We start from the raw sequence: 21,955 nt of genomic DNA on the forward strand, positions 1-21,955 counted from the left end.
GTTTAATGGGCTTTCGTAATATCTACATTCAAAAACCGACTCGCTTAAGCATTCGGCGGCAACAGTTGGTGATACAACAAGAGGAAGATTATACAATACCGGTCGATGATATTAATAGTATTATGATTGACCATCCACAATGTACAATTACAACACCTGCCTTATCGGTATTAGCAGAGGCCGAAGTGGCGGTCTTTACTTGTGATCAAAAGCATCTCCCTTGTGCAATTATTTTACCGGTTGGTCAATATTTTAAAAAATTTGAAGCATTGACGATTCAAATGCATGTCCGTTCAAAACTAAAAGACCGACTTTGGCAGAAAGTAATGAAACAAAAAATTGCTAATCAAGCTAAGTGTTTAGAGCTGAATGGGAGACCATCTGTTGAGCTTGAAGTAATGGGCAAACAAGTGATTGAAAAGGATCGAAGTCATCAAGAATCGCAGGCAGCACGACTTTATTTCAGATTGTTGTTCAATGATCAATTTACCCGTCGGACAGATGATGTTTTAAACGGTGCGTTGAATTACGGTTATGCCATTATCCGTGGCGCAGTTGCGCGTGATATCTGTGCATACGGCTTTGAACCAGCGCTAGGATTATTCCATCATAACGAATTAAATCCGTTTAACTTAGCCGATGATTTAATGGAACCTTTTAGACCATTTGTCGATCTGTGGGTCAGTCAAAATATTGAACAATTGGAAGAGGTATTAACTTCGGAAAATAAACAAGCACTGTTTGCACTATTGTTTACAGAAGTATTGATTGATGGCGAGTATCATACGCTAAATAATGCTATTCATAAAGTAGTTTCCTCGTATACAATGTGTTGTCGAAATGATTCAGCTGCAGGACTAAAATTGCCGGAATTAGTTCTATTGCGAGCTCACGAGTATGAGTAAATATATGCGTTTATTAGTGATGTTTGATTTACCGGTGGTTAAGGCAGAAGATCGGCGGGCGGCCAGTAAATTCCGGCAGTATTTACTGGGTGAAGGTTATGTAATGATGCAATATTCTGTCTATTATCGGATTGTGAACGGCTATGATATGTCAAAAAAATATGAGTATCGATTAAATGATAATTTGCCCGAAAAGGGGTCAGTACGATTATTGATTGTGACAGAGAAACAGTTTGATGAAATGCGGTTACTTGTAGGGGATCGGTTACCTAATGAGGAAAAAGTTGATGGGAACCAGTTGACTACATTTTGACCATCAAAAAAGGCTCGATATCGTTATGATATCGGGCTTTTTTAGTGAAAGTATTTCATCTTAACCGAATGTTGAAGGAAACAATAGCAGAATTCCGAGTTGAGTCGATTAGGTTTAAATTTCATCTTAATCGAATGTTGAAGGAAACAATAGCAGCGCGTTACAAAAGGTGCTAACGTAATAAATTTCATCTTAACCGAATGTTGAAGGAAACAATAGCCTGATAGTATGTGTAGCTTCATAGAACATGATTTCATCTTAACCGAATGTTGAAGGAAACAATAGCACGCCTATACGATCAAGCTGATTAATAGCAATTTCATCTTAACCGAATGTTGAAGGAAACAATAGCGCGTCCATCACAACGCTTGAAACATAAATAATTTCATCTTAACCGAATGTTGAAGGAAACAATAGCTCCTTCCATTTGTTTTCTTTCTTTGGTCCGATTTCATCTTAACCGAATGTTGAAGGAAACAATAGCATTGTACTATGTCTACCAGAGACAAGAGGTATTTCATCTTAACCGAATGTTGAAGGAAACAATAGCTCGGCAAGATTGAGATTACCAATTCAACCGATTTCATCTTAACCGAATGTTGAAGGAAATACTGGTCAGAATCTATCCGGTTCGTGTATTTCGAATAAAGTAGAAGAAAGTCTTCCGGAAACGTACTAGAATCTTGTGTCCTTTATAAAAAGTATGATTGGGTGTTTTGTTCTACAATGGTATTATAACCTATAAGATAATGCAGCAAATGACTATATTAAGTGAGGTGTTCATCATGGGTGTTAAAATGATCGTTGTTGATATGGATGGGACTTTTTTGGACCAGAATAATCAATATAATCAGGCGCGGTTTGCACGGGTTTTTCAGGCGTTACAAACACGCCAAGTTAAGTTTGTAGTCGCTAGTGGGTCGCAATATCAACGGCTGCAAAATCAATTTGATCCGTATCGTCAGTCGTTAGATTTCATTTCTCAAAATGGGGCGATTGTGCATCATGGCAATGATTTATTGCGAGTAGACGCATTGGCTGATGATGATTTACAAGCGTTGTTAGCGTTAATTGCGAAGGGCTTTCCGGCGGGGCCAATTGTGCAAAAAACAATTTCTGGGTTGGCCCAAACGTATGTGCCGCGGCAGGCTTCACCTGAAACACTAGCAATCATTAAACAGTATTATCATGCGGTGACGTTGGTCGATCAATTTGATCAGTTGACGGGGCACTCAGTGAATGATCAAATTACCAAAGTCGGAATCACGTTTGGGCCGGATGTTGATTATTCACAGGCGGTTCAGCAGTTACGGGGCTCCTTACCAGCAGGTTTGATGAGTCAGAATTCGGGGTTTCAAACGGAGTTGATTGGTAATGTTGGTGTGGATAAAGTGAGCGGTCTACGTCAATTACAGACGCGTTACCAAATTACCGATGATGAATTGATGACTTTTGGGGATAACGAAAATGATTTGGGGATGCTGACGATGACGCCGTGGGGTTTTGCGATGCCTAATGCCTATGAGTCGATAAAAAAACAATCCGCTAACATTGCGTTAGCGGATCATAATCATGATGGTGTCTTGACGACGATTGAACATTACTTAAAGGAAGGTGTCATCGGATGACGGCGCACCAACAAAAACGGCTGATACTGGCGGTAAGTGTCGTCTTACTAGCACTGATTATTTTATTGATTGGTTGGCGCCATCAGAGGACGGTCATTGCCTTTTTAGCGCAATGGCAGGATTATCGGCAATATGTGTTGGATATCCGTCATCTGGGGCCGTATGCGTTCTTAGTGTTTGGTTTAGTGATGGTTGTGATGACAGTAATCCCTGGCGCGCCGACGTCCGCGGTTGCGATGCTCGTCGGGGTTTGCCTAGGGCATTGGGGTGGCTTTGTCGTTAATGCGATTGGTTTAACACTCGGGAATTTACTGCAAGTGCAGTTATTGACTAGAGTACGGGATCGCCGCCACAAAAAGCCGGATTCACGCGTTTATCGTGCGTTAGTTAAAATGCGGCATCCGGCCGTGGGCGTCTTGATTGGTTATGCAGTACCAATGATTCCGACTGCTTTTGTGAATCTAGCCGCCGGTGATACGCATTTAACGGCCAAAGCACAAAGCTGGGCTTGTTTAGCCGGTTCGACGATCGTTGCTTTTATTTACGCCTTTGCTGGGGACCTCTTAATCTTGAAACAAGATTGGAAGAGTCTCCTCATTCTATTGACGATTGCGGTTGTGATTGGCTTGGCGGAATACGGGATTCGTATGCGGCGCGATGCTGTTGTGCGAGGGACCGACTAGATAGTGAAAACGAGACGTTCATTGCCAGGAAGATGCCAGCCAGCTTCAACATCTGATAATGGTAGTGTCCGAGTTGTAAAAGTAAAAGGTTGTTCTTTTTCAGCGGTTAAAATGGCGTTCAATGATTTCATCATATTGATAGGCGCAACTGAACCTTGGCCGGAGCCGATTAAACGCAAAGCGACGGCGCGGAAGGCAGCCCCTGGAATGGGTGCGGTTTGGCCGGCAGATGAGCCGATTTCAACCCATTGCAAAAGTTGTTCGGCATTTTGACGGTGGGGGATGATGGCGGTCATGGCGTTTGCTGCAACGTCGCCCCAAAGATAATCAAGGACGATATCAACGTCACTGCCAGCTTTAGCGAGTTGAGCATTGCGTTGTGCGGGTTCTGCAGAGAGATCGACCAGTTGTGTAGCGCCTAAGTCAGTTAGTGTCTTGAGCTGCTCTGTATTGCGAGCGACGGCGATAATTTCTGAAGCGCCTAAGCGTTTGGCAATCTGAACGGCCATCATACCAGCGTTACCGGTAGCGCCTAAGATCATGACTTTTTGACCGGCACTAAAATTGGCACGGTAGTTTAGGGCCATCCAAGAAGAAAGCGCGGGATTCATCATGCCCGCTAATTTAATCGCATCAAGGCCATCGGGAACTGTTACCCAGTGGCCTTTTTTGACGGCGACTTGTTCAGCAAAAGTACCTTCGCTGGCGAAATAAACTTGTTCGCCGGTTGGTAAAGTGCCAATGCCATCGACACCGGGGATCATTGGTAGTTGGTCCGTCGATGTGTAGTGACTGCCGGCTGCTCCGGAGCGCGCCCGATTGGAAAGGGATGAGGCAATCACGTTAATGAGGACTTCATCTGGGTTAGGAATTGGTGTTGGAAATTGGTTATCAAATTTAGGATCTTGTTTAAAATCTGTTACGACTGCTGCTTTCATATTAAAAACCTCTTTTTTATAGGATTAATTACCGGTAATTGATTAGGGTGGAAATGACCCGGTTAATTGTAAAAATGAAAGATTCTTGTTTTTTAATTACCTGTAATGTAAAATTAGTATAGATTCTAAATTAATGAAAGTCAACAGATATATTATAGGTAATTAAAAATGTCTAAATTAACAAAACTCCAAGAAATGATCGCCAAATTACATGCTGAAAATGATCAAGATCCTGAGCGCGATTGGTTATTGCAGCATTTACAGACCAATAAAACACCGGAGATGATGGCCCAAGCCAAGAAACTGACGCATTCAGAATTGGCAATTTTGACCCAATTGGCACAGGCGGGTGAAGCAATCCCGTTTAAGCAGCTACAGGCGCAATCTGAATTGTCGCAAGGAATGTTATCGCGCTATATTCAGCGCCTCGCTAAGAACCGGTTGGTTGAAAAATTTCACACGCCGGAGAATCAAAAAGCCGTCGTACTAAGAATTACGGCCCGCGGGCAAGAAATCGGTGAGCTTCACCATCAATTACATCAACGGCAACGCCAAAACTATGAAGCTGTTTTAGCCAACTACTCCGAAGCCGAAGTTGAGACTATTGCGCAATTTATCGAACAGATGATAGCGGCGCGCGAAAATCTTTAACCCGAAATCTCAAAAACGGTTCGAAGTGACATATTGTGTCGCAATCATTTTTTATAATTATCATAGAAAGTGAGCGTGATGCTAAATGACAAAATATACAGCCGTTGATAGTTGGTTATACTGGTCAACTCCAAGCGACCTGACTGACGCAACGCCGGAAGAAGCCATCTTACCGTTATTCAAAGAAAATTATGAACCGGGTTTTCCAAGTGACATTGATAAAGCAGCCTTAGATCAAAAATTGAGTGCGGTGCAATACGTCTTTATCGGGTTGAACCCGGGCGATGCGGGCCCATTACCAGAATTATTCGGGAACTTCCACGGTGATCGCAAAAGTTGTGATTATCGGCTAGCGGCCATTACTTACGGTACTGCTGCGTGGGGTGGTTTCATCACGGATTTGGAAGGGTCATTAGAAAGTGACTCTAGCAAGGTTAAGGTGGGCCAGGCCAATGTAACAGCCTTACTCGATCACTTGAAGGACCTTGGCATTCCACAATCAGCAACCTTAATTGCTTTAGGCAGCAAGGTTTATAAGGCTCTGGAAGGCAATTTACCAGCAGGCTATCATCTCAGCCAATTAATGCACTATTCCGGAATGAACGGTCACTGGCGCTTTGAAAAGGAACGGAAAAAGGTGCGGCAAATAATTGAAACCCACACGGCATTGTAGCCGATTGAAAAAGGACTCTGAAAAGGGGCCTTTTTTTATGCATCAAAACAAATTTTAGTGCAACTAAGCTAAATTGAATCGCATTAGGTTAGTTGATTTGTTATTGTTGATTTTAAAGAGGAGGGATGTGGCTAATGCATTTTATTTTTAAATGGGGGTCCAATTATTCACCGGAGACAGTAGTGATTCAGGGGCATTCAAAGCACCAAGAATTAATAGAATCTGCCCTTAAATCACTGCAATTTGATCAAACAATTCAAGTTAGAAATAGGCAGAACGAACGGCAGCAAAAAATTTCTTTAGATACTGTTGAAGCTTTTACGTCAATGGGACATCTTTCTAAGGTCTACACAGTCGATGGTTCAATTTATTATTATGGGAGTACCTTAAAGCAGATGGCGGTATTCAACCAAATGGGCTTTTCAAGGATAAATAATACAACTGTTCTTAATCTCAATCAGGTTGTGAACTTTAAGGCCGGTAAGAATGCAAAATTAAGTGTATTTACACAATTGGGTAAGGAGTATGTTGTCAGTCGGCACTATGCACAACAGATAAAGGAGCGTTTAAATTGATAAAACAAATGAAGCAAGATTTTAGCCAAACAACTTTAATTGCAATTATTTGGGTGGCATTACTAGCGACAATCCAAGGAAACTCGATGAGCATATGGCGAATAATTGGTATTGGTTTATTAGTTGGAATTATATTTGGAGGTGTTTATCCATATCTATGGCATTTTTCAACATTAGGTGCAGTATGGAATATTGTAATTAGTACCGTATGTAATATTGGATTTCAGATTCTCGCGTTACTACTCTATTCACCTGAGTTGTTTAAGTGGATAGCGCCATACTTAATAATTACGTCAGTTATGACGTTTGGATTGCATCTCATCATTTTTTATTTTTATATGCGGCATTTAAATCGACAATTGGTAAAAGAATTAAATCAAATAAGCTAGTTAGAAGAATAATAGAATTTTTGGATAGAGGGTGCTGTTGCCGGTTTAATTGTTGGCAGGGTGCCCTTTTATAATTAACTTATAGCAGAAATACAAGCTATATGAGTATTAGCGTAGCTCAATTTTATAGCAGTAGTAGGGTATAATATATGAGAGGATTATCATGTGAATTATTGTGATTAATTAAGGTGTTAATTTAGATTGTAAACGGAACTACTGTATTGGGGGAAGCAAAAGTGAGTAGTCGTAAAGTTAGTTTAATAGATGATGAAAAACAGATGGATTTATTTGAAGTTACTGATGTGCAGAATTTAAAAAAGGAGCCTAGAGATAAAAATATTCCAGCAGAAGGTACAAAACAGACCAATGCATCAGCATCAGCATTTGGATGGCAATTTCAAATTATAGTAGGGATAATACTGTCGTTGGAAAATATAAAAAATCTGAACGAAGTAAAGATTGAAGGGAACACAGAAGATGTAGAATTATATTTAAATGATAGAAAACCAGTTTATGTACAGGTTAAATCAATACAAAAAAAGATATATGATGTGAAAGATAGTACCAAGATTACCGCGGCAATGAACACTCTAATTAATACTAGCAATATAACTAACGGTGGATATTCAGAGTTAATATATATAGCTAATTTTCGTAATCCATTAAATTTAGATGATGCGCTTATGCAGGCGAGTTGGATACCAGAAATGAATAAGACTTTTATCCGTACATATGAGTCTTTACCTGAGAAGGCTAAACAATTTGTTCAAGAAAGAATAGAAATGGCACAACGACAATTAGAAGAAAAATATACATCTAGTATAGAGAATTTTGATTTGCGGCGACTAAGAATAGGAACGATTCTGTTTGGATCAGACTCACAGGATGCACAACAATATTCAGTATTAGAAGGAACAATAAAGTATTTTTTTGAATTGGTGAAATTAGAAAAAGTTATAACTAAAGTGGACAGAGTAAAAAATATGTTAATTACGCATTACTTAAGTAATGCAGGAACTCAAGATACCACAGAAAAAAAGAGAAGAATAACTAAAGAAAGTTTAATTTGGAGAATCATTTTTGAAATTATAGATGATGTACCAGAAAGTTTCTTTGAAAATGCTCCTGCAGGGACACGAGGTGAATTAGAGACATATGAGAATGATTTTATTAAGCAACAAGTGGAAAGAATAGAAATTATTAATGGTATACAAAAAGGGTTAATGAGATATGCAGGTGGTAAATTGATAACGGGTAAGATTTGCGAAAAATTTGTAAAGGAAGAGTGGGATAAATATTTAGATATATTTCCTATAGATCATGAAGATAAGATTATACAGGAGTATGGAATAAAACTAATTATGACAAGAATTATTAACGGGAAGAGATTGATAGAAAAAATTGAAGAGGGGGTTAATATGAAATGAGATTATTAAAATTAACAATAAAGTATGATGGTGATGAAAGAACGTTTGATTTTTCTGACAAAACATTATTATTTAGTACCAACAATAGTGTAGGCAAAAGCACTATATTAAGATTGATTTTTTACGGACTAGGATACCCTGTACCAGGTACTTACGGAATGAAATTTTCAAAAGTAGATACTCAAGTTAGTTTCGAAAGAGATAATAGTTTATTTACTGTTATGAGAAAAGAAAATTATATAGAAATCAACCAGGATAATAGTTTTTTAACATCTAGAATACTAACCGGTAATGATGATACATGGTTTGCATACATTTGGGGTATAGATTCTATTAGAGTTTTGAGGAATATATTGGGCGCTATTTATATGGATCAAGATAAAGGTTGGACACTTTTAAATCGAGGGAAAGTTATAGGTAATATTCGATTTAACATACGTGATCTCTTAGTAGGATTATCTAGAAATGGTGAAAGTTTAGAAAATAAGTTAGTTCAGTTGCAGGAATTAAAAAGTGCTTTATCTCGTGTAAGACAGTTAATAGAGCTAAAGGAAAGTACTCTAGAGTATAAAAATAGTAATGTTGAGTCTTTGAGAGAAAAAGATGACACTAAGTTAATCGATAACTACAAGAATTTAAAATTAAAACTAAGAGTTGAAAAACAAGAATTACAAAAGGTTAGGAAAAGCTTTCTTGAGGAGGAAAACTTAAAAAATTATATTTTATCGCTAAATATAATTATTGATTATAATGGTAAAAATATAGTAGTTGATGATGATAACATTTTAAATTTTGATGATAACATTAATTTTTTGAAACAAAAATCAGCTATTATTCAAGAAAACATTGAGCAATTGAGGATTCAAATTACGGAGACTGAAAAAATACTTGCCGATAGTACCGCTAATTTATTTAGCGAAGTCGACGTAGTAGCAAGAGCATTTAGTGATATTTCTACAATTAATATTAATCATACAATATTATCAGCACGAGAAGAGGAGTTAAAATCGGCTATAGCAAGTCTTAACGATATTATAGAAAAAGAATTTATGGCTAATAATGAACTAATTGATGAAACTAGAGACTGGGTAAATATATTTGCAGAAAAACTTGGTATTTTAGATGTTGTTAAAGATAAAAAGTATATTTTTACACGAGATTTAAAGTCAATTAGCGGAACGATTTATTACAAAGTTGTATTTTCATTTAAAATGGCGTATATAAAAATTATAGAGAAATATACAAAGGTAAAATTACCGATTGTATTAGATTCGCCAAGTGGTAGAGAAGTTTCAGATAGGAATATTGCAGAAGTTATAAGAATATTAAATGAATATTTTGAACCAAATCAAATAATAATAGCTTCGATAAATAAATATGATTTGAAAAATATTGAAGAAATTGAATTAGTAGATAGAATTTTTGAAAATTAAAGGAGAAAAACGTACTAGGAGTACGTTTTTTTGTTTGTCTTCAAGTCAACTTGAAGGTGTATGATAATAAAAGTGGTTGAGCGGCTGAAGGAAGGTCGTTAATTGAGATAACTTATACTATAATAAGTAAAAATAGAAAATACGGAGTAAGTTGATAGTGAATAAGAAGAATACACTTTTAGTAACACTGGCATTATTATTATCAAATATGATGGCAGGGCTTGATGGGACAATCATCAATACGGCCTTGCCAGCAATCATTAGTGATTTGCATGGGATTCAATACATGGGCTGGATCGTTGCGGTCTTCTTGTTGGGGATGGCGGTGGCCACGCCCTTATGGAGTAAGTTGGGTGAACACATCGGCAATCGGCGGGCCTACCAATTGGCAACGTTATTGTTTGCAGTCAGTTCGATTTTTCAGGCGGTTTCTGGTAACATCGTTTTCTTCTTGATTGCTAGAACCGTCATGGGGATTGGCGCTGGTGGGATGAACACCTTGCCATTCATCATTTATGCTGATTTATACCAAGATTTGCGCAAGCGGGCGCAAGTTATCGGTTACGCCACCGCGAGTTATAGTGCGGCTTCGATTGTCGGGCCACTGATTGGTGGGTGGATTGTTGATACCTTTAGTTGGCACTGGGTCTTTTACATCAACGTGCCAATCGCATTGGTATCCATTCTCTGCGTGCGTTATTTCTTCAAAGAACAACCTAAGGCACATCTAAGTGGTAGCGTCGATTACTTGGGCGCCGGCATTATGATTACCAGTTTGGTGACGTTATTGACCGGGATTCAAATGATTGGGACCGGGTCGTTGACGCTGATTATTGGGTTAATCGTCGCAGGTTTGGCCTTGTTAGTTGTCTTATACCGAGTGGAAGATCGCGCGGCCGATCCAATCGTACCAAACCGGTTATTTAAAAATCCGCAATTGGTGACTGATTTTATCTTATTCGTCGTTTTATGGGGCGCGTTTATCGCGTTTAACATCTATATTCCAATGTGGGCGCAAGGGTTATTAGGCTTGAGCGCGTTACTCGGCGGGATGACGCAAATTCCAGGCGCGGTCACCAACCTGATTGGTTCGCTGGCTGGGCCGGCAGTTCAACCGCGCTTAGGGAAACACCGCGTGGTGACCTTGGGGACCGTCGCTTTTTTAATTGCCTTTAGTGGGATGTTAATGATGGGCGATCGGGCACCATTTTGGTTTTTATTATTGATGGGCGCTTTTGAAGGGTTCGGACTCGGGATGAGTTTTAACGTCTTGCAAATTAGTGTCCAAGAAGACGCTGAGACGCGCGATGTACCTATTGCGACCTCCTTTGCCTATCTCTTACGGATTCTGAGTCAAACGTTCATGTCGTCGATTTACGGCGTGATTTTGAATCATGCTTTAATGCAAGGGATTGCCAAATCACACGGGCAAATCACGATGGCGATGATGAACAAGTTGAGCAATCTCCAACGTGTGCACGAATTGCCAGCGCACCTCTTACCGGCAATGCGCGCGATTATGTACCAAGGCTTACACAATATTATGTTGATTGCGACAGTGCTCTTGGTGATTGTGCTGGCCTTTAATCTATGGTTACAAGGAAAAGCGAAAAAAGAAAATGTTATTTAAAAAAGTGTTGAAGGCCCAATCGGTCTTCAACACTTTTTTAGTAGTAATATTTCAAATCACTGGCGGGGCTTGGGTAGTTGTAGATTGTATCGGTGAGTTCAGCCGCGGTCGTGTGATTTTTAATGAGGGGTGTTAAATAATTGATCAATTCTTCGGCAATCGTGGTGTAGGCTGCCGCGCCGACGAGTTGGTTGGTTTGGCGGTCAAAAATCGTGGTCACGATGGCGTTTGGTTCCTTGATGCGATTGAAGGTGTACCAATTAGTGGTTGTTTGTTGGTTAAGTCGATATTGGTCGGGGTTTTCTTGCGCCGTTTTAACAGAGACACCGACTTGTGAAATCTGGGGGCTAGCGTAAACCGTATGTGGAATGAGTGGGTACGTAATGGGATCCGAATTGGTTTGGAGAAGTCGATCGGCTACATAGCGGCCTTCAAAACCGGCGACCGGTGTCAATTTGGGTTGTGGCCGGTCAACGACATCCCCAATAGCGTAGATGCGCGGATTACTGCTGACTAAGTGATCGTCTACTTGAATGCCGTGGTGGCCAGTGACAATGTCCGCTGCGGGTAAGTTGAGTTGGTCGATATTCGCGTGACGCCCGAGTGCGGCAAAAGCGGCATCTACGGTTAGCGTAAAGCCACCTGCGTTGTTGAGCACGAGGCCTTTTGCTGTCTCATGTACCTTGGTGACCGTCGTTTCGAAATGGAACTGAACCCCTTTATTTTGAAGGCTAGTAACCAGTTCGGTCGTCATGGCTTCGGGGAAATCGCGTAAAATCCGCTTGTTATGTTGAATGATATGGACTTCAGCACCCGCTGTGGCGGCGATGTTCGCTAACTCGATGGCGATATAACCGGCACCGATGAAGGCTATTTTAGCAGGGAGGTGATCCAGGTCTAAAAATTGATTGCTGGTCTGTAAAAGATCGCGTCCTTCAATTGCGGGGAGCGTTGGGGTTTGACCGGTTGCGATGATGAAGTGATCGGCCGTATAATCCGTTTCACCGACGCGTAAGTGGTGGTCGGCGATAAAGTGGGCGGTGCCGGTTACTGTACGAATGCCAGCACTTTGCAGACCGTTTAAAGTGCCGTCCGGAATTTGAGTGGTGTATTGGCGCTTGAAAGCCATGAGTTGGGGCCAGTTGATGTAACTGGTACCGACTAAACCACTAGCTTGCATGGCGTGCTGGTGGTCGATGGCTTCAACGGCCGAGTAGAGCATCTTTTTAGGGTCGCAGCCGCGATTGGGACAAGTGCCGCCCCATAAATCATTTTCGACGACTAAAACGGACTGCTGTTCCGCCAAACGATAAGCCGCTGCCAAGCCGCCAGGTCCGCCACCAATTACGATGGTGTCAAAATGTGTTTTCATATTAAACCCTCCTCAATTGATTGCTTTGGCTTCATCGTAGCACAGTGCAAAAGTGAATCAAAAAAATAAGATTGGCGGGTACAAGCACGTCAATTGGTTGGTCTTTTTGTAAGTGGTACAATAGATTAACAAATCGTTAAGTGGCAAAAGGAGTAGCGCATGATTGAATTTGAAGGTGTCACCAAACAATACGGGCAAAGCCGCGCGTTAGATGGTCTAACATTAACCATTCCAGACAATGGTCTATTTGTCTTGGTCGGCCCTAGTGGTAGCGGGAAAACAACCTCGGTCAAAATGATTAACCGGTTGATCGAACCAACTAGTGGGACGATTAAAATTGATGGGCAGCCAATTGACCAAATGGATTTGCAGACCCTCCGACTTAACATTGGCTATGTTTTACAAAATATCGCGCTTTTTCCGCATTTAACAATCGAAGAAAATATTACCATTCAACTCGAAGTTTTAAAGTGGTCTAAAGCTGACCGCCAAAAGCGTGCTCAGGAGCTGTTAACGCTGGTTAATTTAGATCCGGATAAATACGCCAACCGCTACCCTAGTGAGCTCTCAGGGGGCCAACAACAGCGAATTGGGATTATTCGGGCGCTGGCTACTAAACCGAAAGTGATTTTAATGGATGAACCGTTTAGTGCGCTCGACCCTGTGACGCGCACACAATTGCAAGATCTCGTATTGGATTTGCAAAAGCAATTGCATAATACGGTTGTTTTTGTGACCCATGATATGAAAGAAGCACTGCGTTTAGGGGATGAAATTGCGGTGATGCGGGCGGGTAGTATTCAACAAATTGGAACGGCCGAAGCGATTTTTAACCAACCGAAAAACGACTTTGTCCGCGAATTTTTCGATATTGAACGCCAACCAACGACATTGACGGTGCAAGATTTAGTGGCCGCTGATTTGGGGACCGTTGTTAGCGGGCAACCGGAAACGATTACCATGACAGCATCCATCAAGGCCTTGGCCCAAGCCTTAATCGCGCAACCTGAAGGGGTCATCGTGGCACTTGATGACCAAACACAACGGCAATTGACGACGACTGATTTAACGACGCTCATTGCGAAACGGGGGCTTTAATGATGATTCAACAGATTCAGCAGATTTTAACGACTCAATCGGGCGAATTATTGCAAGCGCTCGGCCAACATCTGGAAATCTCATTACTGGCGCTCTTAATTGCGGCGGTCATTGGGATTCCGCTTGCGATTATTTTAACCGCGCACCAAAAACTCGCCGAAGCGATGTTACAAGTGACAAGTGTTCTGCAGACGATTCCGTCGTTGGCGCTCTTAGGATTATTGATTCCGCTAGTGGGGATTGGCACGGTGCCGGCAGTGATCACGTTAGTCTTGTACGCATTGATGCCGATTTTTCAAAATACATACGCGGGACTCAGCGGGATTGATCCGGCGTTAAAAGAAGCGGAGATTGCTTTTGGCTTACCACGTGCGAAGCGCTTATTACGCATCGAGTTGCCATTGGCGATGCCGCTGATTATTTCGGGTTTGCGGATTGCGCTGGTTATGATTATCGGGACGGCGACTTTGGCGGCCTTGATTGGCGCGGGCGGTCTGGGGACCTTTATCCTGGTTGGGATTCAGTCGAATAATAACGCCTTGTTAGTAGTCGGGGCAACGCTCTCGGCTGTTTTGGCGTTAGTGGTTAGCGCGCTGATTCGCTGGTTAGGTACGTTATCGTTCAAAAAGATTACGATTAGCTTGGCCATTTTTGTGGGGCTTTTTGGCCTTGTGGAAGGTGTGACACGGTTCCAAGCGGCACCAACTAAAATTACGATTGCCGGCAAGTTAGGCAGTGAGCCCGAAATCTTGATGAATATGTATCGTGATCTGATTTTGGCCGATCATCCGCAATATGATGTGACGGTTAAACCGAATTTTGGTGGCACGGCCTTCTTATTTAATGCATTGAAGGCCGATCAAATCGATATCTATCCAGAATTTACGGGTACGGTCTTACAGACGTTGGTGAAATCGCCAACCAAGACCAACCAGAATCCAACTAAAACGTATCAACTCGCTAAAAAATCGCTCCAAGAACAATTCAAGATGGCATACTTGCCACCAATGCGCTATCAAAATGGTTATGACTTGGCGGTCAGTGCGGCCTTTGCCAAGAAATATAACGTCAAAACGATTTCGGATTTAGCGGCCTTGAACCAATCGTTTACGGCCGGCTTTGACCCAGACTTTTATCATCAAAAAGATGGCTATCAAGGCTTGAAGAAGACGTATCAATTGCAACTAGACGCTAAAATTATGGAACCTAGCATCCGCTACAAAGCGATTGCGGATGGCAAGGTCGATGTGGTCGACGGGTATACCACTGATGCGGAAGTGGCGCGCTATAATCTAGTCGTTTTAAAAGACGATCGGCATTTCTTCCCACCTTATCAAGGCGCACCGATTATGAAGGATAGCTTCAAAAAGGCCCATCCAGAAGTCGTCAAAGCGCTCAACAAGCTAGCCGGGAAGATTACTGAAGATCAGATGCAACAGATGAACTACCAGGTTCAAGTTAAACACCGTAAAGCGCGCGATGTGGCCCATGATTTCTTGGTTGAGCAAAAAATAATCAATAAATGATAAACGGCGCTTGACCCTCACGCCACGTCAGGCCTTATAGTGGGTTTTGAAGGAGAGATGGCAATGAATTATCAGATTAAAGCTTTCGCTGAATTGACCGGTGTTTCTGAGCGCACGCTGCGGTATTATCACGAGCGCAGGTTACTGGTGCCGGCGGTTGCTAGTAATGGTTATCGAAGCTATTCGAGTCAGGATGCGGATCGGCTGCAGTTAATCTTGATGTACCGGCAATTACAGTTTAGCTTGGCGGAGATTCAGCAGTTATTGGCGTTACCGCCAGCAGAACGGTTGACGCACTTAGCGGCTAAACGGGATGAACTTGCCAAGCAACAAGCAGTGTTGACGGCGACTTTGGCGCAGTTAGATGCCACCCTTCAAAATCAAACCGGAGGTTCTCAAATGACAGACCAAACTAAATTCGAACAGTTCAAACAACAGGCAATCGCCGAAAATGACCAACGCTATGGGCAAGAAGTGGCGGCAAACTATGGTGATCAAGCCAAGCAAGAGGCGGATCAACATTTCGCGGGTTTAACCAAAGCGCAGTATGCGACGATGCAAGCCGCTGAGGCCAACTTAACGACGGCCTTGCAAACTTACTTGGCGCAACCGCAATTACCGTCAGAAGCAGCACAAGCGGCATTTAAAGCCCACCAAACGTGGCTACAAACGGCGACACCACGCTATAGTTTAGCCATGCACCGCGGTTTAGCAGCGATGTATGTGGCGGACGAACGATTTGCGGATTACTATACGAAATTAGTGGGCAATTCGAAAGCAGCAGCAGCCTTAAAAGCGATTATTGAATACTATGCAATTGAAGCCTAAAAAAAGGACTGACATTTGTCAGTCCTTTTTTATTATTTAGCAGGAATTTCTCGCAAGACGCGTGCTGGATTGCCGACCAAAATCACGTTATCTGGATATGATTTTGTGACGACACTGCCGGCGCCGACAACGACGTTATTGCCAAGGCTTACACCTGGTAAGATAGTGACGTTAGCGCCCAGCCAGACGTGGTCGCCAATCGTAATGGCGCTAGAGATTTCTTTTTTAGTGGCGCGTTCTGTTGGATCAAGTGGGTGATAAGGGGTTAGGAGAGAAACCCCAGGGCCGAATTTACAGCTATCGCCGATTGTAACGCGGCCTTCATCACAGATTAAAACGTTGCGGTTGGCGTAAAAATGGTCGCCGACCGAAATATTTTGGCCGAAGCTAAATTCAAAACCGGTTTCGATGAAAAAGTCGCTACCAGTGTGGCCGAGTAATTTTTGGATGGTGGCCATCCGAGTTGCGTTATCTAAGATTTGACCGGCCTTTTGTAGCGCCAAGCGCGTTTCGTTACGTTGTTGAACCGTTGCTTCTGAATCGAAGTACCATTCTCCGTTGGTCATTGCTGTAAAAGCAGCATCATTTGTGACTGTCATAAAAAATCTCCTCTACGTTAAAGCATGATAACTTTACGATAAAACAATCGATGAAAAAGTGCAAATAACATTAGCGCGGTTTTTGAAAGTTTGCTACAATTAATCTTAATCAAAAAAACGTGCGTATAATTGATCAGCACAAAGTAGGAATACCCTACTTTGTGCTGTTTTTTTATGCCCATTTAAGGAGAATATTCATGTTATTTGTTAAAAGATTACCACAAAACTTTAAGGAAACACTGCTGTTTATCGCGGTGATTTCAATTTTATCCGTCAATCTAATTGCCCCGTTGATCACGGGCTTTGAGATTGGTTTTTCGTGGCAAATGTGGCGAGCCACGCTACGAGTGATCCCGTTTATCTGGGTGGCCGTCGTTGTATTAGTGGTATTGACCCAAAAGCCAGCCGAATACTTGGCGAGCCATTTCATGGCAAAAACCGATAGCTTTCAAGCACAGATGTTAATTACGGCGTTGTGCAACGTCTTTTTAATGTCCATTTTTCTGACGGTGATTGGCACTTGGATTGGCAGTGGTCAGGTTTCAATGGCGCCGATTACCCATTTTGGCGCGAAATGGCCGCGTAATTTTGCCTTAGCCTTCATCGTTGAAGCATTTATCGCCCAACCAATCGCTCGGTCGGTCATGCAACTGATTCACCGCTAATCTGGATTGCAATCGCTTGGTTGATATGGGATGCTAAAGGTAACTATCAAGTGGAGGTTATTTGAGATGGATACCAAACAAAACTTGGCCCAAAATCTGAAATTACTAATGGCAACGACGCCGGTCGATCACATTACTGTCAATCAGTTGACGCACCAGGCGAACGTCGCGCGCAACACCTTTTATTACCATTTTGCCGATATTAATGAATTGGTCGCGTGGATTTATAACCGCGAGATTGTCTCCCAACTGGCGGCCTATCAAAAAGAACAGGATTGGGCCAAAGGGTTGGATCTGCTATTGCGTTATATTGAAACCAATCGTCATTTTTGTTTAAACACATTTCACTCCCTGAATCGCGATTTATTGGGCCGCTTTTTATACCGCGTTGCGTTTAACATGGTCACCGGTGTCGTTGATGACCTGCAACCGGCTTGTCCACCGACTTTGCGCGATGAAATGGCCAACTTTTATGGTTGGGCGCTCGCGACGCAGATCATTCAATGGTTGGTGACCAACCTGCAAGAATCGAAAGTTGAATTTTATCAGCGGATGCACCGGATGCTAAATGGGACTTTGCAACAAGTATTGGATAATAATCGCTAAATTTGGACAAACACCCCGGAATAACCATATCGAAAGACAACGGAACCGATTACAGTAGAAGTATAGAAACAGCTATTATTTCTAGGAGGGGTTTATATGTTATTTCAAAATATTGCGGGGATTGATTGGCTCGTCTGGATTGGGGTCGTTGCAGCTTTAATGCTGTTAAACGAAGCCGCACGGGCTAACAAATGGGTAGCATTATTATTATTTGTTGGACTACCTATTATTTTAACGATTTTTGTTTGGCCAACGACGGCCGGACCTGATAGTAGTACTGGGACATGGTTCCACTGGGTTAAAGTTTACTCAGCGTTAGCCGGATGTTTAGGCTTTATGGCGTTGCGTTTTATGCCTAAATTGCAACACAATAAGTGGGCATTGATTTTCCCACCGGCTATCTTGGCCTTCAACATTATGGAAGCCGTTATCCGTGACTTCCAAGTGGCTGGCTTACACGGTTTAGTGGACGGCGTTGTCATGAATGGTGGCGCTTGGAACATCATGAACGGGATTGCTGGGATCATCAATATCATCACGATTTCAGGGTGGTTTGGGATTATCATCAGCCACGACAAACAAAAAGACATGATCTGGCCTGATCAAATCTGGCCTTGGATTATCGCCTATGATGTTTGGAACTTCGCCTACGTTTATAACTGTGTTGGCGATCACTCGTTCTACGCAGGCGCGGCTTTATTGATTTCATGTACGTTAGCCGCTTTCTTTGTCAAAAAAGGCAGTTGGTTACAAGCACGTGCACAAACATTGGCTTTTTGGATGATGTTTACGATGAGTTATCCCGCTTTTGTGACGGACTCACAATTTTCTGTCCAAAGTACGCATAGTAGCGCCGCTTTGATGACGGTCAGCGCATTAGCCCTTGCCATTAACGTGGCAGTGCTAGTGTTACATGTTTACCGGATTATCAAACACCGTCGCAACGTTTTAACGGACGACATTTACGCCGGAACAGTAGCGCATGATCAAGTATTGGCAGACAACACACCAGCCGACCGACAACCGGCAGGATTGAATTTGAAGAAATAATTATAAGAAGACGCTGTAGACAAAAGGAATGTTGTCTACAGCGTCTTTTTTTAATAAAGCGGGTTTACGGATTGGAAAATAAGACAAACTTTGCTATGCTAGAAGTGTTCAAATAAATTATTAAAAATCACATCAATTAGCAATCAATTTCGAATCAATTTAAAATTGATTGGTGGAGTAAAGCCATGCAAAATAAATTTAAAAAAGTAAAAGAAGCGCTAAAAGAAGCCATTATTTCGGGTCAATATTCAATTGGTGCTAAACTACCAACTGAAACGGAATTGATAGCACAATATGATGTTTCGCGGTATACCATTCGCCGAGCGGTCGGCGATTTAGAAGAAGAGCACTTCATCAATCGGATTCAAGGCGGCGGGATGTTTGTTCAAGACTGGCACCGCGAATGGACAAATGATGCTGATAGTAAGGTTATTGGGATCATCACAACGCATATTGCGGACTATATTTTCCCAAGTATTATCTCTGGTATTGATCGGGTGCTTTCTGAAAAAGGCTATTCAATTCTGATTAGCAATACGCATAATGATCATGAAAAAGAGCGCAAGAGTCTGATTAATATGCTTGATAATAAGGTTGCTGGTTTGATTATTGAACCCACACAAAGTGCGCTTAAAAATCCGAATATGGATTTATACCACGAGATTCAAGACGATCAAATTCCAACGCTCTTTATCAATGCTTCTTACTCGGAATTGGATTTTCCCGTCATTACAAATGATGATTTAGAAGCGGAAAAAGAGATGGTTAATTACCTCTTTGAACTCGGCCATGAAGCAATTTTAGGCATTTTCCAAGTCGGGGATCTGCAAGGCGTTCACCGGATGAATGGCTTTATTCAAGCTTATCAACAACAACCTGCAATCGCGTATAAAAGCAATTTAATTATGTATCAATCAGGCGACAGTTTTGAGAAAGTATTGAAACGTGTGGCGGATTATTTACAAGGTTCAGAAGTACCGACGGCAATTGTTTGTTACAACGATCAACTCGCGATTCGGGTTATTGATTTTCTGAAATCAAAAGGTTTAGAAGTGCCGGCTGATATTTCGGTTGTTGGATTTGATGATTATCAAATGTCACGGTATATTAGTCCTAGTCTGACAACACTCAACCATAATAAGACGAAGATGGGTGAGGATGCAGGCCAAATGGTCTTAGACATGATCCAGGATAAACCGGTTGAATCGATCCTATACCAACCACCATTAATTAAACGGGACTCTGCCGGAAAAGTTAAATAAGGACGTACCTAAAAAGGGGCTATCTAACGATAGCCTCTTTTTTATTTGCCATAATTGTTCGAATGAATAACGCGGCAGTTAATTAATTTAAAAAAATGATATAACACCAAAAGCCTAATAACATGCGGTTTGAAATGATGACGTTTACATATATTGATTCGAATCAAAAATAATTATATTGATTTATTCGAACGAAAGTTATAGACTGAATTTGTCGACAAGTTGAAACCGTTTTATAAAGTGAAACGGTCATTTAAAAAGTACGTTAAATAGACTTAAAAAAAGATGGAGGAAAAAAGCATGACGCAGGCTAAAAAAATTCCAAGTAGCTTCATTTACTTCTTTGGCTCATTTGGTGGGATCTTGTTTGGTTACGATATTGGCGTAATGACGGGGGCGTTACCCTTTCTACAACACGACTGGCATTTAGAGAATAATGCTGGGGTTGTTGGCTGGATTACATCAGCAGTAATGTTTGGTGCCATTTTCGGTGGCGCACTTGCTGGACAGTTATCAGATAAATGGGGTCGTCGGAAGATGATTTTGTTATCATCTTTGATTTTTGCAATTGGCTCATTACTATCAGCATTCTCGCCAAACGACGGACAGGTCTACTTAATCGCCGTCCGTGTCTTCTTAGGATTAGCAGTCGGGGCAGCATCCGCGTTAGTACCGGCATATATGTCTGAAATGGCACCAGCTAGACTAAGAGGCCGACTCACTGGGATTAATCAAACGATGATTGTTTCAGGGATGTTGTTATCTTACATTGTGGATTATTTATTAAAAGGTTTGCCTGAACAATTAGCATGGCGCTTAATGTTAGGCCTTGCCGCAGTACCAGCCATTATTTTGTATTTCGGGGTTTTACGGTTACCAGAATCCCCACGGTTCTTGGTGAAACACAATCGATTAGATGAAGCACGTCAAGTCCTTGGTTATATCCGTTCAAAAGACGAGGTCGAAACTGAATTAACGAATATCCAGACGACGGCCGGCATGGAAAGTAACGTTCAACAAAGCACTTCAATGAAAACGCTTTTAAGTGGTAAATATCGATATCTCGTGATTGCGGGGATTGGGGTTGCTGGATTTCAACAATTCCAAGGCGCTAACGCCATTTTCTACTACATTCCATTGATTGTGGAAAAGGCAACGGGCAAAGCCGCTAGTTCAGCATTGATGTGGCCGATTATTCAAGGGGTCATCTTAGTTTTAGGTTCACTTTTATTCTTAGTCATCGCCGATAAGTTTAAACGGCGGACGTTGTTAACACTTGGTGGGACCGTGATGGGCTTGTCATTTATTTTACCAGCCATCATGAATGCTCTGATTCCCAACTTTAACCCAATGATGATTGTCGTTTTCTTATGTCTCTATGTGGCCTTTTACGCCTTTACTTGGGCACCACTGACATGGGTTTTAGTCGGTGAAATCTTCCCACTAGCTATTCGGGGTAAAGCATCTGGCTTAGCCTCATCATTCAACTGGATCGGCTCATTCTTAGTTGGGTTACTCTTCCCAATGATGATTGCATCCATGCCACAAGAAGGGGTCTTCGCCATTTTCGGTGTCATTTGTTTACTGGGTGTCCTCTTCATTAGAACTTGTGTCCCTGAAACAATGGGTCACACATTAGAAGAAATTGAAGCGCAAGGCACAAACAAGGCGCATAAAGCATAAGTGTCAGAGAGGAAAGATGAT

At 41.9% G+C, this 21,955-nt stretch carries 22 protein-coding genes and 1 CRISPR repeat array; of the genes, 19 read left to right on the forward strand and 3 right to left on the reverse strand.

Annotation, left to right across the window (positions count from 1 at the left end):
- The first annotated feature begins 5 nt into the window (after positions 1-5).
- The 4 genes from cas1 to ACPBEH_RS07880 all read left to right on the forward strand — a co-directional run bounded on the left by cas1 (position 6) and on the right by ACPBEH_RS07880 (position 3,529).
- On the forward strand, positions 6-905 hold the full coding sequence (gene cas1 / locus ACPBEH_RS07865) for a type II CRISPR-associated endonuclease Cas1 (protein ID WP_424348811.1): 900 nt from the start codon (positions 6-8) through the stop codon (positions 903-905).
- Positions 898-1,218: a CRISPR-associated endonuclease Cas2 gene (gene cas2 / locus ACPBEH_RS07870; protein WP_100970346.1), complete on the forward strand. Its 321-nt coding sequence runs from the start codon at positions 898-900 to the stop codon at positions 1,216-1,218. The genes cas1 and cas2 overlap by 8 nt, the downstream gene beginning before the upstream one ends.
- 52 nt (positions 1,219-1,270) lie before the next feature.
- Positions 1,271-1,834: a CRISPR direct-repeat array (repeat unit 36 nt; unit sequence ATTTCATCTTAACCGAATGTTGAAGGAAACAATAGC).
- A gap of 169 nt (positions 1,835-2,003) precedes the next feature.
- Complete coding sequence (locus tag ACPBEH_RS07875; protein ID WP_424348812.1) at positions 2,004-2,846, forward strand: HAD-IIB family hydrolase; 843 nt, start codon at positions 2,004-2,006, stop codon at positions 2,844-2,846.
- Positions 2,843-3,529, forward strand: coding sequence for a TVP38/TMEM64 family protein (locus ACPBEH_RS07880; protein ID WP_424348813.1), 687 nt, complete (start codon positions 2,843-2,845; stop codon positions 3,527-3,529). The genes ACPBEH_RS07875 and ACPBEH_RS07880 overlap by 4 nt, the downstream gene beginning before the upstream one ends.
- On the opposite strand, the gene ACPBEH_RS07885 is transcribed toward ACPBEH_RS07880, so the two are convergent.
- The gene (locus tag ACPBEH_RS07885) at positions 3,526-4,467 is read right to left on the reverse strand and encodes a quinone oxidoreductase family protein (RefSeq protein ID WP_424348814.1); all 942 of its coding nucleotides are present in this window, start codon (positions 4,465-4,467) and stop codon (positions 3,526-3,528) included. The genes ACPBEH_RS07880 and ACPBEH_RS07885 overlap by 4 nt on opposite strands.
- A 168-nt stretch (positions 4,468-4,635) precedes the next feature.
- Between ACPBEH_RS07885 and ACPBEH_RS07890 the strand changes: the two genes are divergently transcribed.
- From ACPBEH_RS07890 to ACPBEH_RS07920, 7 genes are all read left to right on the forward strand, one after another.
- Complete coding sequence (locus tag ACPBEH_RS07890) at positions 4,636-5,118, forward strand: MarR family winged helix-turn-helix transcriptional regulator (protein WP_424348815.1); 483 nt, start codon at positions 4,636-4,638, stop codon at positions 5,116-5,118.
- 85 nt (positions 5,119-5,203) lie between these two features.
- Positions 5,204-5,791 (forward strand): hypothetical protein, encoded by a 588-nt coding sequence (locus tag ACPBEH_RS07895; protein WP_424348816.1) that lies wholly within the window; start codon positions 5,204-5,206, stop codon positions 5,789-5,791.
- 134 nt (positions 5,792-5,925) lie between these two features.
- On the forward strand, positions 5,926-6,366 hold the full coding sequence (locus ACPBEH_RS07900; protein WP_424348817.1) for a LytTR family transcriptional regulator DNA-binding domain-containing protein: 441 nt from the start codon (positions 5,926-5,928) through the stop codon (positions 6,364-6,366).
- Positions 6,363-6,755, forward strand: a complete 393-nt coding sequence (locus tag ACPBEH_RS07905; RefSeq protein WP_424348818.1) for a hypothetical protein — start codon at positions 6,363-6,365, stop codon at positions 6,753-6,755. The genes ACPBEH_RS07900 and ACPBEH_RS07905 overlap by 4 nt, the downstream gene beginning before the upstream one ends.
- Before the next feature lie 236 nt (positions 6,756-6,991).
- Complete coding sequence (locus ACPBEH_RS07910) at positions 6,992-8,182, forward strand: hypothetical protein (protein WP_424348819.1); 1,191 nt, start codon at positions 6,992-6,994, stop codon at positions 8,180-8,182.
- On the forward strand, positions 8,179-9,615 hold the full coding sequence (locus ACPBEH_RS07915; protein WP_424348820.1) for a hypothetical protein: 1,437 nt from the start codon (positions 8,179-8,181) through the stop codon (positions 9,613-9,615). Before ACPBEH_RS07910 ends, ACPBEH_RS07915 begins: the two co-directional genes overlap by 4 nt.
- Positions 9,616-9,772: 157 nt before the next feature.
- Positions 9,773-11,245, forward strand: a complete 1,473-nt coding sequence (locus ACPBEH_RS07920; protein ID WP_424348821.1) for an MFS transporter — start codon at positions 9,773-9,775, stop codon at positions 11,243-11,245.
- Between the two features lie 37 nt (positions 11,246-11,282).
- Here the strand turns inward: ACPBEH_RS07920 and ACPBEH_RS07925 are convergent, their stop codons facing one another.
- Entirely contained in the window at positions 11,283-12,617 is a 1,335-nt protein-coding gene (locus ACPBEH_RS07925) for a dihydrolipoyl dehydrogenase family protein (protein ID WP_424348822.1), read from the reverse strand.
- Between the two features lie 159 nt (positions 12,618-12,776).
- On the opposite strand from ACPBEH_RS07925, the gene ACPBEH_RS07930 reads away from it, so the two are divergent.
- The 3 genes from ACPBEH_RS07930 to ACPBEH_RS07940 all read left to right on the forward strand — a co-directional run bounded on the left by ACPBEH_RS07930 (position 12,777) and on the right by ACPBEH_RS07940 (position 16,069).
- Entirely contained in the window at positions 12,777-13,715 is a 939-nt protein-coding gene (locus ACPBEH_RS07930; RefSeq protein ID WP_424348823.1) for an ABC transporter ATP-binding protein, read from the forward strand.
- A gap of 2 nt (positions 13,716-13,717) precedes the next feature.
- Positions 13,718-15,241, forward strand: coding sequence for an ABC transporter permease/substrate-binding protein (locus ACPBEH_RS07935; RefSeq protein ID WP_424350063.1), 1,524 nt, complete (start codon positions 13,718-13,720; stop codon positions 15,239-15,241).
- A 63-nt stretch (positions 15,242-15,304) separates the two neighbouring features.
- The gene (locus ACPBEH_RS07940) at positions 15,305-16,069 is read left to right on the forward strand and encodes a MerR family transcriptional regulator (protein WP_424348824.1); all 765 of its coding nucleotides are present in this window, start codon (positions 15,305-15,307) and stop codon (positions 16,067-16,069) included.
- Positions 16,070-16,101: 32 nt separating this feature from the next.
- Here ACPBEH_RS07940 and ACPBEH_RS07945 read toward each other — a convergent pair whose 3' ends face one another.
- The gene (locus tag ACPBEH_RS07945; protein WP_424348825.1) at positions 16,102-16,668 is read right to left on the reverse strand and encodes a sugar O-acetyltransferase; all 567 of its coding nucleotides are present in this window, start codon (positions 16,666-16,668) and stop codon (positions 16,102-16,104) included.
- A gap of 197 nt (positions 16,669-16,865) precedes the next feature.
- Here ACPBEH_RS07945 and ACPBEH_RS07950 point away from each other — a divergent pair, with 197 nt between their 5' ends.
- The 5 genes from ACPBEH_RS07950 (at position 16,866) to ACPBEH_RS07970 (ending at position 21,934) form a co-directional block, all read left to right on the forward strand.
- The gene (locus tag ACPBEH_RS07950; protein WP_424348826.1) at positions 16,866-17,333 is read left to right on the forward strand and encodes a hypothetical protein; all 468 of its coding nucleotides are present in this window, start codon (positions 16,866-16,868) and stop codon (positions 17,331-17,333) included.
- Between the two features lie 66 nt (positions 17,334-17,399).
- On the forward strand, positions 17,400-17,939 hold the full coding sequence (locus ACPBEH_RS07955; RefSeq protein ID WP_290248940.1) for a TetR/AcrR family transcriptional regulator: 540 nt from the start codon (positions 17,400-17,402) through the stop codon (positions 17,937-17,939).
- A gap of 96 nt (positions 17,940-18,035) precedes the next feature.
- Positions 18,036-18,989: a DUF5692 family protein gene (locus tag ACPBEH_RS07960; protein ID WP_424348827.1), complete on the forward strand. Its 954-nt coding sequence runs from the start codon at positions 18,036-18,038 to the stop codon at positions 18,987-18,989.
- 185 nt (positions 18,990-19,174) lie between these two features.
- A complete protein-coding gene (locus ACPBEH_RS07965; protein ID WP_424348828.1) occupies positions 19,175-20,251 on the forward strand; it encodes a GntR family transcriptional regulator in 1,077 nt (358 codons plus the stop codon).
- A gap of 300 nt (positions 20,252-20,551) precedes the next feature.
- Positions 20,552-21,934, forward strand: coding sequence for a sugar porter family MFS transporter (locus tag ACPBEH_RS07970; RefSeq protein WP_011375540.1), 1,383 nt, complete (start codon positions 20,552-20,554; stop codon positions 21,932-21,934).
- Positions 21,935-21,955: the final 21 nt, after the last annotated feature.

This window comes from Latilactobacillus parasakei (genome assembly GCF_049674265.1).
GTDB classification, from domain to species: Bacteria; Bacillota; Bacilli; order Lactobacillales; family Lactobacillaceae; genus Latilactobacillus; species Latilactobacillus sakei.

What these genes read in the sequence shown, in the direction of transcription:
- cas1 (WP_424348811.1), top strand. Translation starts at nt 6, where the DNA reads ATGGGCTTTCGTAATATCTACATTCAAAAACCGACTCGCTTAAGCATT.
- cas2 (WP_100970346.1), top strand. Translation starts at nt 898, where the DNA reads ATGAGTAAATATATGCGTTTATTAGTGATGTTTGATTTACCGGTGGTT.
- ACPBEH_RS07875 (WP_424348812.1), top strand. Translation starts at nt 2,004, where the DNA reads ATGGGTGTTAAAATGATCGTTGTTGATATGGATGGGACTTTTTTGGAC.
- ACPBEH_RS07880 (WP_424348813.1), top strand. Translation starts at nt 2,843, where the DNA reads ATGACGGCGCACCAACAAAAACGGCTGATACTGGCGGTAAGTGTCGTC.
- ACPBEH_RS07885 (WP_424348814.1), bottom strand. Translation starts at nt 4,467, where the DNA reads ATGAAAGCAGCAGTCGTAACAGATTTTAAACAAGATCCTAAATTTGAT.
- ACPBEH_RS07890 (WP_424348815.1), top strand. Translation starts at nt 4,636, where the DNA reads ATGTCTAAATTAACAAAACTCCAAGAAATGATCGCCAAATTACATGCT.
- ACPBEH_RS07895 (WP_424348816.1), top strand. Translation starts at nt 5,204, where the DNA reads ATGACAAAATATACAGCCGTTGATAGTTGGTTATACTGGTCAACTCCA.
- ACPBEH_RS07900 (WP_424348817.1), top strand. Translation starts at nt 5,926, where the DNA reads ATGCATTTTATTTTTAAATGGGGGTCCAATTATTCACCGGAGACAGTA.
- ACPBEH_RS07915 (WP_424348820.1), top strand. Translation starts at nt 8,179, where the DNA reads ATGAGATTATTAAAATTAACAATAAAGTATGATGGTGATGAAAGAACG.
- ACPBEH_RS07925 (WP_424348822.1), bottom strand. Translation starts at nt 12,617, where the DNA reads ATGAAAACACATTTTGACACCATCGTAATTGGTGGCGGACCTGGCGGC.
- ACPBEH_RS07930 (WP_424348823.1), top strand. Translation starts at nt 12,777, where the DNA reads ATGATTGAATTTGAAGGTGTCACCAAACAATACGGGCAAAGCCGCGCG.
- ACPBEH_RS07935 (WP_424350063.1), top strand. Translation starts at nt 13,718, where the DNA reads ATGATTCAACAGATTCAGCAGATTTTAACGACTCAATCGGGCGAATTA.
- ACPBEH_RS07940 (WP_424348824.1), top strand. Translation starts at nt 15,305, where the DNA reads ATGAATTATCAGATTAAAGCTTTCGCTGAATTGACCGGTGTTTCTGAG.
- ACPBEH_RS07945 (WP_424348825.1), bottom strand. Translation starts at nt 16,668, where the DNA reads ATGACAGTCACAAATGATGCTGCTTTTACAGCAATGACCAACGGAGAA.
- ACPBEH_RS07950 (WP_424348826.1), top strand. Translation starts at nt 16,866, where the DNA reads ATGTTATTTGTTAAAAGATTACCACAAAACTTTAAGGAAACACTGCTG.
- ACPBEH_RS07955 (WP_290248940.1), top strand. Translation starts at nt 17,400, where the DNA reads ATGGATACCAAACAAAACTTGGCCCAAAATCTGAAATTACTAATGGCA.
- ACPBEH_RS07960 (WP_424348827.1), top strand. Translation starts at nt 18,036, where the DNA reads ATGTTATTTCAAAATATTGCGGGGATTGATTGGCTCGTCTGGATTGGG.
- ACPBEH_RS07965 (WP_424348828.1), top strand. Translation starts at nt 19,175, where the DNA reads ATGCAAAATAAATTTAAAAAAGTAAAAGAAGCGCTAAAAGAAGCCATT.
- ACPBEH_RS07970 (WP_011375540.1), top strand. Translation starts at nt 20,552, where the DNA reads ATGACGCAGGCTAAAAAAATTCCAAGTAGCTTCATTTACTTCTTTGGC.